This is a genomic window from Curtobacterium sp. PhB137 (assembly GCF_003814955.1).
Taxonomy (GTDB): domain Bacteria; phylum Actinomycetota; class Actinomycetes; order Actinomycetales; family Microbacteriaceae; genus Curtobacterium.
Window position 1 is genome coordinate 139,655 of record NZ_RKQO01000006.1, and the last position, 14,136, is coordinate 153,790.

Below are 14,136 nucleotides of genomic sequence, written 5' to 3' on the forward strand. Positions count from 1 at the left end.
GACGAGCCAACCGAGCTGGTCCGTGGCGAGACGCTCCTCGCGTTCCCGTTGGCGGGCGTCGAGACCGATCCGCTCGATGACGGGCCGGAGCGGCGCGATCAGCGCGTCGTAGTGGTCGTCGGCCGGGAGCTCACTCGGACACATGGCGGCACGCTACCCAGGTGCGCGCGGCGCGCGGCAGGGCGCCGCAACGCGGGGCAACCGGGCGCAACCGGACGTCACACGGTGCGCGGACGGCCTCACCACACGATGCGCGCGAACTCCTCGCGGAGCCGTCGGGCCCGGCTCGGGTTGACCTGCTCGACCCACCCGATGCGCCCGAGCAGGTGCGCCCGGAACTCCGGGTGTCCCGCACGGTTCTGCGAGGCCGGCCCGTGCACCGCGGCGTTGTGCAGGACGGCGTGCAGCCGGTCGACCTCGCGGCGCCCTGGTGAGGTCCGCTCGTTGACGACGACGCCCGTGACCGACTGCCGGACCCCGCGGCGCCGCACCCGGGTCTTCGACGGGTTGAGGCGGTGCCCCTGCTCGGTCACGATCCGGTCGACGCCCCGCACGAACGCGTCCGGTCGCGCGGCGAGCTGGTCGCCCCCGCTGAACGTCAGGTCGTCGGCGTAGCGGGTGTACACCGCGCCGACGGCGCCGGCCCACCCGGCCAGCCGGGTGTCGAGGTGCCGGAGCGAGGTGTTCGCCAGCGCGGGCGACGTCGGTGCGCCCTGGGGCAGGTGCGCCGTCGCCAGCGCCTGGCGGAGCGCGTGGCGTTCCTCCGGCGAGCCGCCGGCGGGCATCGCGCTGAGCACGTGCACCGGAACCCGGTGGGTGCACAGCCCGGTCAGCACGTGCGCGAGCGGTTCGGCGAACCCAGCGGCCCGGAAGACGCCGTAGACCGTCGGGGCGCTGACGCTCGCGAAGAACGTCGTGAGGTCGGCGGTGACCACGACCTGCTGGCCGGTGTGCACGGCCGCTCCCGTGACGACGCTCCGGCCGGCCACGAACCCGTGCGCGGCGTCGTGCACGGGCAGCATCGTCAGGAGTTCGTCGAGGATCGTCCGTTGCGTGCGGCGGAGCATGTCCATCGGCTTCTCGAGCAGGCGCGGTGCTCGACCGGGTCGGGTGATCCACTCGTGTCGGTAGTGGTGGAGCGGGCTCGAGGGCCCGGAGCGACGGTTCCACGCGCGGGTGTCGGCGAGCCAGAGCAACCGGCCGACGGTGAGGTCGAGGGCCCGGGCGAGCTCGGGCAGGGTGTCGACGAGCAACGGGCTCGCGGTCTCCGGACGGGCACGCACCGCGGTGGCCCGGCGCACGAGCACACGGACCGGCCGGCGGTCTTCGCGCGACCGGTGCAGCGCCACGAGCCGGGGTGCGACGGCGAGCACGGCGGCGAGCTGGCGCGGAGCGTCCACCGGTGGCCGGGGGTACGCCTCGAGCGCAGCCGCGACCGCGAGCCCGACGTACGCGCGCTCGACGCCGACGACCACGTACCCGACGGCCGCCAGTTCGTCCGGCTCCCACCGCTCGGCCGTCAGGAACGCATCGGCCAGCGCCGCGGTGACGACGGAGAGGGGCGTGGGGTTCCCGGAGGACCTGTCGGTGCCTCCGTGCAGCGTCGCGCGCGGAGCGCGCTCGCCTGCTCGGGGCGTGTCGTCCTGCTGGTCCTGCGTGCCCCGGGGTGACCCCGGAGAGGTCGACGCGTCACGCGCGTCGGCCGCCTCCCCCGGGAACTCCACGCGCTCACCCTACGGCGGGCCCCCGACGCGCGCACCACCCCGGTCCGTGCCAGGATCGCCGGATGGTCTCGTACTTCCTGAGCCACGCCGAGGTCGTCGTGGAACCCGCCGAGCCGATCGAGTCGTGGGGTCTCTCCGCCGCGGGACGCGCACGCGCAGCGCGGTCGGGTCCGCTGGCCTGGGAGCCGGGCGTCCGGACACTCGTGTCGAGCACCGAGCGCAAGGCCGTCGAGACCGCCGAGCTGCTCGGGGCCGCGGTCGGGCTCGTGCCCACGCAGGATCCCCTGCTCGGCGAGATCGACCGCAGCGCCACGGGCTACCTGCCGCCGAAGGAGTTCGAGGGTGTCGTCGACCGGTTCTTCGCGGAGCCGACCCGATCGGTCCGCGGATGGGAGCGGGCCGTCGACGCCCAGGCCCGCATCGTCGGAGCGGTCCGGCGGCTCACTGCGGCGGGCGACGCGACCATCGTGTCGCACGGTGCGGTCGGGGCGCTGCTCCTCGCCGACCTGACGGGAGCGCCGGTGTCACGCGCGCTCGACCAACCCGGCATGGGCAGCGTGTTCGCGTTCGATGCGCGGGCGTGGCGGGCGACGAGCACCTGGCAGCGCGTGCCCTCAGGCTGAGGCGCACGCCGACCGCCGACGCCGAACGACACCGTGGACGTCGCACGACATCGGCCCTGTCGCTCCCGCGCGGCTGCAACGACCCGCGCGCGCAACGAACGTCGTCCTCGACGTCGTACGACATCGAGGACGTCGTACCGCGTCGCACCGCGGCGGCGCGCTCAGACGGGCAGCCGCTCCCCCGCCTCGACCGCGACGTCGAGCCGGTTCTCGGCCGGTGGCAGCGGGCACGTGGCGTGCGCGGTGTACGCGCACGGCAGGTTCGTGGCGCGGTTGAAGTCGATCCGGGTCGCGCCGGCGGCATCCGGTGCGGCGATGTCCAGGCTCCGGTTCGCGGCGTAGGTCGTGACGCCGCTGGTGCGGTCGGTGAACAGGACGTGCAGACCGTCGCCGTGCCCGTTGAACGCGAGGAGCGACCGCGGCCCGTCGAGGTCGAAGGTGAGGACGCCCGGGGCCGAGTACACGTGCTGCAGCCCGTCGACGACCGAGCCGACGGTGACCTCGCGCGGTTCGTCGAACGGTTCGAAGTGCGCGTCGACGACGAACCGGTCCGACGGCTCGTACGTCGGGGTGCCGGGGTACTCGGTCCGGGTCGGGTTGCCCGGGTGCCGGGGCCGGATGACGTCACTGCCGCCACGACGGGCGACCTCGATCACGACGGTCTCGTCGCCGTCCTGCCACACGACGTTCGTGCTCGAGCGCTCGGGCAGTGGTCCGAAGCGGTGGGTGCCGGTGACCGGCTGCCCGTCGACCGTGATGGTCTCGCCGTCCGCGAGCTCGACGACGGGGCCGTCCTCGCCCGTCGACCAGGTGCCCGGGGCGTCGTCGAACCGCTCGGGCGTGCTCGTCAGCCACCGGATGCTCGTGATGGCGAGGAAGCCGTGCTCGCTCGCCCGGGCTCGTTCGTGGGCGTCGTGCCAGGCCGCCCACTCGGTGGCGGATTCGGGTGCGGTCGGCGTCGTCGTGCTCATGCCCCCGACGCTACGACGCCCGGGCCGCGAACGCGACGTCCCCGTCGCGCGACGTCACGCGCACGGCCGACCCGACGCCCTGGACCCTCCCGCTCACCAGGGGTGGGCGATGCTGCGGACGTGCACCGGGCCTCCCGGTCGACGCCCCGTAGCGACGCCGGCGCCGCGGCCGACGGGGGCAGGCACGGCGAGGTCGGCCTGCAGCACCGCGCAGGCGGCGCCACGGGCCACCGAGGCCTCGCCGAAGGCGGTCGCCGCGACCGTCGGGAACGGCCCGTTCGGCAGCCGGACCGCGAGCCGCTCCCGGACGGCCGCGATGAAGACGTCGCCGCCGGCGAGGGCCGCGCTGCCACCGATCACGACGCGTGGCACGTCGAGCAGCTCGACGACGTGGGCGAGCGCGGATCCGAGCGCGGCACCGGCCTCGGCGACCAGCGGCGCTGCGGACGGCGTCGCGCAGAGCCGCTCGAACGCGTGCCGGACGTCGCTCGCGCGGTCGAGCGGGATGCCCGGGGGGAGCAGCCCGGCATCGATCCCGCGCCGGACTTGCTGCAGGGGCTGGCAGGCTTCCCAGACCTCGGTCCAGCGCCCGTGGGCTTCGACGGGCATGCCACCGAACTCGCCGGCGTTGCCGGTCGCGCCGCGGACCACCTCGCCCGCGGCGACCGTCGCGGCGCTGATGCCGTGGCCGAGGAACACGGAGACCAGGTCGTCGGCACCGGCAGCGGACCAGACCTCGCCGAGGGCGCTCGCGACGCCGTCCTTCTCGAGCCGCACGGGCAGCCCCGCCCGGGCGGCGAGCTCGTCGGTGACCGGCAGCGACCACCAGGCGGGCAACTGCGCGGGGGTGCCCATGCGGACGCCGTCGGGGTCGATCGAGCCGGGGACGGCGAGGCCGATGCCGGCAGGGGCGCGCACGCCCGTGCGCGAGCGGGCCCGACTGCCGTCGCCGCGGACCCGGTGCACCGCCGCCGCCATCGTGTCGAGCGTCCGCGCCGGGTCGTCCGTCGCGTCCAGGTCGACGTGCTCGACGGCCAGCACGGCTCCGGTCAGGTCGGTGCGCACGACGACGAGGTGCGCCGGGTCGAGGTGGACCCCGATCGCCGACCGCGACCCCGCGACGACCTCGAGTCGTCGCCCGCCGCCCGGTGCTTCGCGCACGAGTCCCGCTGCCACGAGTCCGGCCGCGATGTTCGACACCGTCTGCGCGCTGAGCCCGGTCGCACGCATCAGCTCGGCGCGGGCGAACGGTCCCCGGCGACGGACGAGATCGAGCACCAGCGCACGGTTCTGGACCCCGACGCGCACGAGGTTCGTGCCGCCCGTTCTGCCCTGCACCACGGTGTCAGGAAGGGGTTGACGCGGCTCGGACATGGTCCCTAGCATCTCTGGTCATACGAATTTGTCAATCAATTGGATTGAAACCGCGACGGTGCGATCGGTTCGCCCGTCCGACGACGGATTCGCCCGTGCCACACCGGCGTGGCACGGGGTCGGAAGGGACGCTCGTGACGACGACCGCACGATCCGGAACCACTGCACCACCACGGACGCGCACGGGCGGTGACGTCGCGGTCCGTCGACGACCACGCGAGAAGCATCCGTGGACCCCGGCCGAGAAGCGCCGGCTGCGCGTCGGCATCGCGTTCATCTCGCCGTGGATCCTCGGCGTGCTGGTGTTCATCGCCTACCCCCTGATCTACTCGTTCGCGATCAGCCTGACCCGGTACTCGGGCATGGCCGACATCACCTGGGTCGGGTTCGCCAACTACGTCGCCGCGTTCATCGACCCGCTCGTGCACACCGCGGTCGGCAACACCCTGTTCTACGCCGTCATCGCGGTGCCCGTCGGGATCGTCATCGCCATCGTGATCGCCATCGCGATGAACCAGGACGTCCGCGAGATCGGCTGGTACCGGACGGCCCTCTACATCCCGTCGCTCATCCCGACCTTCGCGCTGGCGTTCATCTTCGTGGTGCTCGTCAACCCGCAGACCGGCCTCGTCAACCAGGTCATGAAGCTCGTCGGCATCCCGGCGACGAACCTGCTCGGCGACCCGACCACGGCGAAGCTCGTCATCGTCGCACTCGCCCAGATGGGTGCCGGCAACGCGGCACTGATCTTCCTCGCCGGGCTGCGCGGGATCCCGAAGACCCTGTACGAAGCCGCCCGCGTGGACGGGGCTGGACCGCTCCGGCAGTTCTTCGCGCTGACGCTGCCGCTGCTCTCCCCCGTGATCCTGTTCAACCTGATCACCGGCATCAGCAACGGCCTGCAGGTCTTCACCGAGGCGTACGTGATCTCGTCCGGCACCGGAGGACTCGGCAGCCCGGACAACGGGACCTTGTTCTACATGCTCTACCTCTACAAGAACGCGTTCAGCTACGCGCAGCTCGGGTTCGCCAGCGCCATGGCCGTGCTGCTGTTCCTGGCCGGCATGATCCTGTCAGGGCTCGTGTACTGGCTGTCCAAGCGCTTCGTCAACTACGACGTGACCGGGGAGTGACCGATGACACTGCGCACTGAACGACACCCGGACCGCGACACCGTCACCTCGTCGATCGAGTCCGTCCGGCCCCGCGGTCGCAAGGGTGCCGACGACCGCTCCCGGAACGCCGACGGCTCGATCCGCTCACCGTGGTCGTCCGTCCTCGCCCGCGTGCTCCTCATCGCGATGAGCCTGCTGTTCCTCATCCCCATCTACTGGATGGTCATCTCGGCGCTGAAGGGCAACTCCGAACTCGGCGCCTTCCCGCCCACCTGGTTCCCGCAGTGGCTCGACTGGTCGAACTTCGGCAAGGCGATCGACGCGATGCCGTTCTTCACGTTCTTCCGGAACACGCTCATCATCACGGTCTGCGTGACGCTCTTCTCGATGGTGTCGAACCTCGTGATCGCGTACGGGTTCTCGTGCCTCGAGTGGCGCGGCCGCGACAAGGTGTTCTACGTCGTGCTCGCCACGCTGTTCATCCCGTTCCCCGTCACGCTCATCCCGATGTTCGACCTGTACGCCCGACTCGGCTGGATCAACACCTTCCTGCCCCTGATCGTGCCGAGTCTGTTCGGGTCCGCGTTCTACGTGTTCCTGCTCCGTCAGTTCCTGCTGCAGATCCCGAAGGACCTGCTCAACGCAGCGCGGATGGACGGCGCCTCCGAGTGGGGCATCCTCTGGCGGATCGTCTTCCCGCAGGCCAAGGCGGCGCTCGTCACGGTCGGGATCTTCGCGGCGGTGGGTGCCTGGAACGACTTCCTCGGGCCGCTCATCTACCTGCAGGACGAGAACGTGCAGACGCTGTCCATCGGCCTGCAGATCTTCCGCCTCAACAACTCGCAGGACTTCCAGTTCAACCAGCTGATGGCGGCATCGGTGCTCATCATCCTGCCGCTCGTGGTCCTGTTCTTCGTGTTCCAGCGGACGTTCATCAAGGGCGTCCAGATCGGGAGCTTCAAGTGAGCAGCGCATTCGACCGACGAACGTTCCTGCGCGGTGCGGCCGCGACCGGCGGTGCGGGGGCGCTCGCGCTCCTCGCAGCATCGTGCGCCTCCGGCTCGAGCGGCCGGAGCAACCCGAACCAGGTCACGATCTGGGGTGTCACCGGCACGTTCGTGCCGTTCCAGACGAAGGTGATCAAGGACTTCAACAAGATCCACCCCGAGGTCGACGTCAAGGTGAACGTCGTCCCGTCGCAGGGCACCGGCGACGCCACGAGCATCATCACCGCCGTGCGCGGCGGCACCGCCCCCGACCTGTGGCTCCTCGACCGGTTCAGCGCGGCGCAGTACGCGGCGATCGGGCTCATCGAACCGATCGACGACATGATCGAGGAGTTCGAGGACCAGCCGAAGGACGAGTTCCTGGCGCAGTGGCTCGGGTTCACGATCGGCGAGGTCAGCTACCAGGGCAAGACCTACGGCCTCCCCCACGACACCGACGCCCGCGGCATGTTCGTGAACCGGAAGATGCTCACCGGCGCCGGCATCGACCCGGACGAGTTCGACTGGGAGCACAACGGCCCGGTGAGCATGGACCGGATGTGGGACGTCAGCGAACGCATCACGAAGAAGTCCGGTGGCAACTACACCCACATGGGACTGCTCCCCTGGTACGGCGAAGGCTGGCCGTTCACGTGGGGGCTCGGCCTCGGTGCGTCGTACTTCGACCAGCAGGACTCGAAGATGACGATGGACTCGAAGAGCGTCCGCAGCATCTTCGAGTTCTACGAGGACTGGGCGAAGCGGTACGGCTACAAGGACGCCGACACCTTCATCGCGACCTACGAGCCGACCGGGCACCCGCCGGGACAGACCGCGTTCATGGCGGACCGGATGGCGTTCATGGTCAGCGTCCCCTCCACCATCCAGACCTTCGACAACTACGGCCCGAAGGACCTCGACTGGGGCACCGCGTACCTGCCGACCCAGCAGGACGGCGGCGACAAGTACACGTGGTCCGGTGGCTTCGCGCTGTGCGTGCCGAAGGGGTCGAAGAAGAACAAGGCCGTGTGGGAGCTCATGAAGTACTTCACGAGCAAGCAGGGCCAGGAGACCTACATGGTGCCGGCCACGAGCGTGCCGTCGAACATCGCGGCGCTCAAGGACCCGAAGGGCTCCGCGAAGTCGATCCGCTTCTTCACCGAGTCGATCGGCGCGTCCACCTGCCGCCCGCCGCTGCCCGTCGGCGGCGCGTGGTGGGACTCCCTCGCCGACGCGCGCTCGAGCGTGCTGCTCGGTACCGCGAGTCCGCAGGAAGCCGTCGAGCGGGCGCAGAACCGCGTCGACCCGATGATGCAGACCTACTCGCCGTTCAAGTTGCCGAAGGACTACGACAAGGTCCGGATCTGAGCGGGAACGCTCTGGTCGTCCCCCACGAAAGGAACCACCGACACATGCCCTCCACCCCCTTGCGCGTCGCCGTCCTCGGCTTCTGGCACGTCCACGCCGGCGACTACGCACAGCAGACCGTCGACCACCCCGGCACCGAGCTCGTGGCCGTCTGGGACGACGACACCGAGCGCGGCCGAGCCGGCGCCGAACGGTTCGGCGTCGAGTACACCGACGACCTCGATGCGCTGCTCGCCCGCACCGACGTCGACGCCGTCACCATCACGACCTCGACCGACGTCCACCGCGACGTGATCGAGCGCGCGGCAGCGGCCGGCAAGCACGTCTTCACCGAGAAGCTCCTCGCCCCCACCGTCGAGGAGTGCGACGCGGTCATCGCCGCCTGCGACGCCGCCGGGGTCACGCTCGTGGTCTCGCTCCCGCGGCTCTACCACGGCTACACGGCCGCGATCCGGCGCGAGCTCGACGCGGGCCGCCTCGGCGACGTCACGTACTCCCGCGTCCGACTCTCGCACGACGGTGCCGTCGCACCGTGGCTGCCGGAGCGCTTCTTCGACCCGGCGACGGCGATCGGCGGCGCCCTCACCGACCTCGGCTGCCACCCCGTCTACCTGACGCAGCTGTTCCTCGGCGCCCGCCCCGACACCGTCGAGGCCGTCTACCGCTCCTACACCGGCCGCGCGGTCGAGGACCACGCCGTGGTCACCGTCGGCTACGCCTCGCAGGCGATCGGCGTCATTGAGGCCGGCTTCGTCGCGGGCACACCGTTCACGATCGACGTGGCCGGCACCCGGGGCTGGCTCGCGTACTCCGACCAGGAGGCCCGGCTCACCGCCGGCGGACCGGCCTACGGCGACGAGCCGGTCACCCTCGACGTCCCCGCCGACGCCCAGGACGCCTTCGGTCAGTGGGTGGACCACATCGCCGCCGACACGCGTGCCGACGACAACCTCGCCCGCGCCGTCGAGCTCACCCGCCTGGTGGTCGCCGCGAACGAGGCCGCGGGTCAGCCCGCGACCAGCGACGCCCTCGTCGGCGCACCCGCCTGACCGTCCCAGCAGTCCAGCACCTCGAACCAACCACAGGAGTCACCATGTCCAGCGACATCATCCGCGTCGGCCTCATCGGCGGGGGCGGCATCGCGTCCGCGCACATCGCCGGGTACGCCGAGCACCCCGACACGATCCGCATCGCCGCGGTCGCCGACGCGTTCGCGGCCACGGCCGAGGAACGCGGGGCGGAGCTCGGCGTCCCGTTCTTCACCGACTACCTCGCCATGCTCGAGCAGGCGGACATCGACGCCGTCGACATCTGCCTGCCGCACCACCTGCACCGCGACGCGATCGTCGCCGCGGCGAAGGCGGGCAAGCACGTGCTGTGCGAGAAGCCGCTGTGCCTGAGCCCCGACGAGGCCGCCGACGTGCAGCGCGCGGTGTCCGAGTCCGGCATCACCCTGATGTGCGCGCACAACCAGCTGTTCATGCCCGCGGTCGCCAGGGCCAAGGAACTCATCGACGGCGGGGCGCTCGGCACCGTCTACGAGGTCCGCACCACCGACTCGTTCCGCAACGAGTTCGACCCGTCGAACATGGGGTGGCGTGCCCACGCGTCGACGAGCGGCGGCGGTGAGCTCATCGACACCGGCTACCACCCGAGCTACCTGCTCATGCACCTGGCCGGGGGCGTCCCGGTGCAGGCCACCGCGATGCTGTCCACGCATCGGCTGGCGTTCATGGAGGGCGAGGACTCGGCACAGGCCCTGTTCCGGTTCGACAACGGCGCCGTGGGCCAGCTCGTGACGAGCTGGGCGTACGACCCGGCCGCCGGCACCGAGCGGTTCAGCGTCGTCGGCGAACACGGCGCCCTGACGAGCGACGGCACCACGCTGCGGTGGGACCTGCGGGACGGCACGAGCGAGTCGGTCACCTTCAACGAGGTCGACACCTTCGCGGCCGAGATCGGCGCATTCGGGGCATGCCTGCGCGATGGTACGCGGCCGATCCACACCGAGCGCGAGGGCATCGCGGTGCTCGGCATGATCCTGGCGGCGTACGAGGGCGCCCGGACGGGGACGATCGCCCCGGTGCTGACGGCGGACGAGACCGTCAGCGCCTGACCCGCGCGGATCGCGTCGCACTGCGCACCCGTTCTGCGACGAACCACGAGTCGTTCGACGCGTGGTTCGTCGCAGAACGGGTGCTGACGCACCGCGCCACCGTCAGTGCGTCGCGGGTGCCGCGTCCTCGTCGTCGGCGGCGTGCAGCACCGACTCGGCCTGCCCGAGCAGGTGCCGCGCGGCCAGGCTCAGCGACCGCACCCCGACCACGACGACGAGCAAGGTGAGCAGCACGAGCAGCACGGTCGTGGGCACCCACGCCACCGGAAGGTCGAGCACCCGGAACCACTCGATCGCCGCCGTCGCGACCGCCGCGGCCGGGAACACGAACGACCAGAACCCGAGCGAGAACCCGAGCCGGACGTACCGGGGCAGCAGGGCGAGCTGCACGAGGAGCATGAGGACCCCGAGTCCGGCGATCGCCTGCACGGGCAGGGTCCGGGCGTCGTCGGTGAGCGCGAACAGGGACACCGTCGCCACCGCGGGCGGAGCCACGAGGATCGCCATCGTGGGGACGAGCGGGTCGGGTAGTGCGGGACGGAACGACAGCCGGATGAGGAGCAGCCCGGTCATCACGCCCCAGAAGAACACGCCGACGCCGAAGCACGCCCAGGACAGCCAGCCCACACCGACCTCGTGCGTGGCGACGGCGGCGACGAGAGCCGCGGCGACCGTCGGCAGCAGGTAGCCGCCGTGCACGGCCTCCAGGGTCAGGCGCCCCTCGAACCACGTGCTCAGCAACCACGCCGCGAACCCGGCAGCGACCGCCACCGCGAGCAGCACGAGGACCTGCCCCCCGATCTCCCAGAACCGCGCGAGGTCGACGCCGAGGAGCATCGCCGTCGCGGGGACCAGGGCGGCGATCGGGCCCTGCGCCGGGTGGCGGAGCTGGTCGACCAGGCGTTCGTCGACCCGGACGCCCCGCAGGACGTGCGCGCCGAGCAGCCACGACCACGCCACCGCCGCGACCACCCAGAACACCTGCGGGACGACGGCTGGCACCCCGAGAACGGGTGCCGCGTACGACCACGTCTCCGCGAACCCGGCCAGGCCGAACGGTGCGGCGAGGGTGTTGAGCGGGATGCGGGAGGTCGGGCGTGCGCTGGGCATAGGGGTCCCATTGTCCCCGGCTCGCGTCGTGCCGCGTAACGGAGCCCGGCTCGCAGGCGGCCCGTGGCACATTGGGCCGATGCCCTTCGAGAACAGCGACCACGTCCAGGCCACAACCGCCGGGTCGCTCCCGCGCACGCCGGAGCTCATCGCCGCGAACGCCGCCCGCCCCGTGGGCGCCGACGGCTTCACGCTCGAGACCACCGACGAGGTCCGCGCGATGACGAGCGCGGCCGTCGACGACGTCGTCGCCCGCCAGACCGCCCTCGGCATCACGCAGCCGGGTGACGGCGAGTTCGGCAAGGCGATGTCGAACAGCGTCGACTACGGCGCGTGGTGGGGCTACTCGTTCCAGCGCGTCAGCGGACTCTCGCTCACGGACGCCGACATCTTCACGCAGGAGCCGGTCCGCTCGAGCCCGGGCAACGTGCAGCTGACCAGCTTCCCGGACCGTCGCGACTGGACGATCTTCCGCGAGGCCTACACCGACCCGGCGTCGGGCATCGGTACCGGCAAGAACGCCACCGCCTTCCCCACCACGACCGGCCCGATCGCCTACACCGGGCACGAGGCCGCACGCACCGACGCCGTCAACCTCAAGCACGCGGTCGAGGCCGCCGGTGCCGAGAACGGCTTCATCACGGCACTCTCCCCCGGCTCCGCGGCCCGGGTCGCGAACGAGTACTACGCCACCGACGAAGAGCACATCTGGGCCTGGGCCGACGCCCTGCGCGAGGAGTACCGGATCATCCTCGACGCGGGCCTCGTGCTGCAGATCGACGACCCCTCGATCGCCGAGAACTGGGACCAGATCAACCCGGAACCGAGCCTCGAGGACTACCGCGCCTTCACCCGCATCCGCGTCGAGGCGCTCAACCACGCGCTCGAGGGGCTCGACACCAGCCGCGTCCGCTTCCACCTGTGCTGGGGCTCGTGGCACGGCCCGCACACCACCGACATCGAGCTCCGTCACATCGTCGACCTCATGCTCGACATCGACGCCGGCGCGTACTCGTTCGAGGCCGCGAACGCCCGCCACGAACACGAGTGGACCGTGTGGCAGGACGTCACGCTGCCCGACGGGAAGGTGATCGTCCCCGGCGTCGTCAGCCACGCCACGAACGTCGTCGAGCACCCCGACCTGGTCGCGCAGCGCATCGAGCGGTTCGCCTCGGTCGTCGGGCGCGAGCGCGTCATCGCCGGCACCGACTGCGGCCTGGGCGGCCGCATCCACCCGCAGATCGCCGCCGCGAAGCTCGAGTCGCTCGGCGAGGGTGCACGACGCGCGAGCGCGAAGCTCTTCTGAGCCGCACGTTCCTTCCCAGAACGGCTGCGGTAGCAAGCAAGAACGGGCGTACCTGCCACGAAGATCACGGCAGGTACGCCCGTTTCGGAGCGGTACGCCCGGTTTCGGCAGGCCTCAGGGGCTACCGCCGTGCGCGGCCGAGGACGATCGCGCCGACCGCGGCAGCGCCACCGAGCCACACGAGCGGACGCGTGACACGCCGACGCTTCGCGACCCAGCCGCCGTTCGTGGCGTTGCCGGCGTCCGCCGGGGCGTAGAGGTTGCCGTCGGTCGGGTCGCCCTTCCCGCGCAGCGCGAAGGTCTCGACCATGGGCTTCGTGATCTTGTGGAACAGCCCCGGGAACACGTACTGCAGCGGGACGAGCGACGCCTGGACGCGGCCGACGTAGCGGTACCGCTTCGGGTGTGTGGCGGCGGTCACGACGGCACGACCCGCGCGCTCGACCGACACCGTCGGCGGCAGCGGGTGCGAGTTCTTGCCGGTGTAGTTGGCGCCGTTCTGGTAGATCGGCGTGTCGATCGTCGACGGCAGCAGCGTGGTGAAGCGGATGCCGGTGTGCGCGAACTCGTCACCGAGGACGTCGACCAGGCCGAGCGCCGCGTGCTTGCTCGTGACGTACGCCGACTGGTAGGGCGCTGACAGCAGTGACTGGATCGAGCCGACGAGCACGTACGTGCCCGTGCCGCGCTGCTTCCAGTGCGGGAGCAGGTGGGTGATCGCGTTGAGGTGGCCGTAGAGGTTCGTGTCGACGACCCGCTTGAACGACTCGGTGGGGGTCTGCTCGAACAGGCCGTAGACGAACAGGGCCGCGTTGCCGACGAAGACGTCGATCCGCCCGTGCCGACTCGTCACCGTGCCGATGAGGTCCTTGACCTGGTGCTCGTCGGCGACGTCCGTCGGGATCGCGACCGCGTCGGCCCCGAGTGCACGGCACTCGGCGGCGGCGGCCTCGAGGGAGTCGTGGCCGCGTGCGGCGAGCACGAGCGTGGCACCCTGTCGGGCGAACTCGTGCGCCGCGGCCCTCCCGATGCCGCTCGATGCTCCGGTGACGACGACGATCTTCCCGCGGTACCGATGTCCCATGCGTCCTTGGTACGCGCCTGCTGGTCCGTTCCCGCACAGACGGGCCGTACCCCTCGCCCCGGTGCGAGGATGGAGCATGCGCAAGGACGACCTGACCGTCGACGAAGCCACGGTCATCGCCGAACACGCCCGGTCCGGTGCCCTCGAGCTGGACGACCCCGAGGTCCGCAAGGTCGTCGAGCAGGCGAACCGGGTGCTCGTCCGCGCACAGATGTGGGGCGAGGAGCGGAGTCCGAAGCTGCGTCGTCGCCGTCGGTTCATCGCGATCGGTGCGCTCGTGATGGTGCTCGTCTGGGTGGCCGGCTTGCTCGTGCCGCTCGCGCTGCGCTTCGGCGTGTAGCCGGAGCCGATCCGAGACC

13 protein-coding genes are annotated in these 14,136 nt (G+C 71.3%); 8 read left to right on the forward strand and 5 right to left on the reverse strand.

Going from position 1 to position 14,136, the window contains the following annotated elements:
- Window positions 1-239 precede the first annotated feature (239 nt).
- A complete protein-coding gene (locus tag EDF28_RS10315) occupies window positions 240-1,724 on the reverse strand; it encodes a reverse transcriptase family protein (RefSeq protein WP_123938212.1) in 1,485 nt (494 codons plus the stop codon).
- Between the two features lie 62 nt (window positions 1,725-1,786).
- On the opposite strand from EDF28_RS10315, the gene EDF28_RS10320 reads away from it, so the two are divergent.
- Entirely contained in the window at window positions 1,787-2,347 is a 561-nt protein-coding gene (locus tag EDF28_RS10320; RefSeq protein ID WP_123938213.1) for a histidine phosphatase family protein, read from the forward strand.
- Window positions 2,348-2,508: 161 nt separating this feature from the next.
- Here the strand turns inward: EDF28_RS10320 and EDF28_RS10325 are convergent, their stop codons facing one another.
- Together EDF28_RS10325 and EDF28_RS10330 are read right to left on the reverse strand one after the other, a co-directional pair.
- Window positions 2,509-3,318 carry a DUF1684 domain-containing protein gene (locus tag EDF28_RS10325; protein ID WP_123938214.1) on the reverse strand — a complete coding sequence of 270 codons (810 nt, stop codon included), beginning with the start codon at window positions 3,316-3,318 and terminating at the stop codon, window positions 2,509-2,511.
- Window positions 3,319-3,411: 93 nt separating this feature from the next.
- The gene (locus EDF28_RS10330) at window positions 3,412-4,692 is read right to left on the reverse strand and encodes an ROK family transcriptional regulator (protein WP_185094207.1); all 1,281 of its coding nucleotides are present in this window, start codon (window positions 4,690-4,692) and stop codon (window positions 3,412-3,414) included.
- A gap of 134 nt (window positions 4,693-4,826) precedes the next feature.
- Here EDF28_RS10330 and EDF28_RS10335 point away from each other — a divergent pair, with 134 nt between their 5' ends.
- Genes EDF28_RS10335 through EDF28_RS10355 form a run of 5 tightly spaced genes read left to right on the forward strand, consistent with a single transcriptional unit; the run spans window position 4,827 to window position 10,277 of the window.
- On the forward strand, window positions 4,827-5,825 hold the full coding sequence (locus EDF28_RS10335; RefSeq protein WP_111085648.1) for a carbohydrate ABC transporter permease: 999 nt from the start codon (window positions 4,827-4,829) through the stop codon (window positions 5,823-5,825).
- Between the two features lie 3 nt (window positions 5,826-5,828).
- A complete protein-coding gene (locus EDF28_RS10340; protein WP_111085649.1) occupies window positions 5,829-6,773 on the forward strand; it encodes a carbohydrate ABC transporter permease in 945 nt (314 codons plus the stop codon).
- On the forward strand, window positions 6,770-8,161 hold the full coding sequence (locus EDF28_RS10345) for an ABC transporter substrate-binding protein (protein WP_185020955.1): 1,392 nt from the start codon (window positions 6,770-6,772) through the stop codon (window positions 8,159-8,161). The genes EDF28_RS10340 and EDF28_RS10345 overlap by 4 nt, the downstream gene beginning before the upstream one ends.
- A 44-nt stretch (window positions 8,162-8,205) precedes the next feature.
- Entirely contained in the window at window positions 8,206-9,210 is a 1,005-nt protein-coding gene (locus EDF28_RS10350; RefSeq protein WP_123938216.1) for a Gfo/Idh/MocA family protein, read from the forward strand.
- Window positions 9,211-9,254: 44 nt separating this feature from the next.
- Window positions 9,255-10,277: a Gfo/Idh/MocA family protein gene (locus EDF28_RS10355; RefSeq protein ID WP_123938217.1), complete on the forward strand. Its 1,023-nt coding sequence runs from the start codon at window positions 9,255-9,257 to the stop codon at window positions 10,275-10,277.
- Window positions 10,278-10,379: 102 nt separating this feature from the next.
- On the opposite strand, the gene EDF28_RS10360 is transcribed toward EDF28_RS10355, so the two are convergent.
- A complete protein-coding gene (locus EDF28_RS10360; protein ID WP_123938218.1) occupies window positions 10,380-11,387 on the reverse strand; it encodes a transporter in 1,008 nt (335 codons plus the stop codon).
- A 79-nt stretch (window positions 11,388-11,466) separates the two neighbouring features.
- Here EDF28_RS10360 and EDF28_RS10365 point away from each other — a divergent pair, with 79 nt between their 5' ends.
- Entirely contained in the window at window positions 11,467-12,693 is a 1,227-nt protein-coding gene (locus EDF28_RS10365; protein ID WP_123938219.1) for a cobalamin-independent methionine synthase II family protein, read from the forward strand.
- 121 nt (window positions 12,694-12,814) lie between these two features.
- Here the strand turns inward: EDF28_RS10365 and EDF28_RS10370 are convergent, their stop codons facing one another.
- Window positions 12,815-13,777, reverse strand: a complete 963-nt coding sequence (locus tag EDF28_RS10370) for an SDR family oxidoreductase (RefSeq protein WP_185094208.1) — start codon at window positions 13,775-13,777, stop codon at window positions 12,815-12,817.
- A 76-nt stretch (window positions 13,778-13,853) separates the two neighbouring features.
- Between EDF28_RS10370 and EDF28_RS19240 the strand changes: the two genes are divergently transcribed.
- Entirely contained in the window at window positions 13,854-14,117 is a 264-nt protein-coding gene (locus tag EDF28_RS19240) for a hypothetical protein (protein WP_123672725.1), read from the forward strand.
- Window positions 14,118-14,136 lie beyond the last annotated feature (19 nt).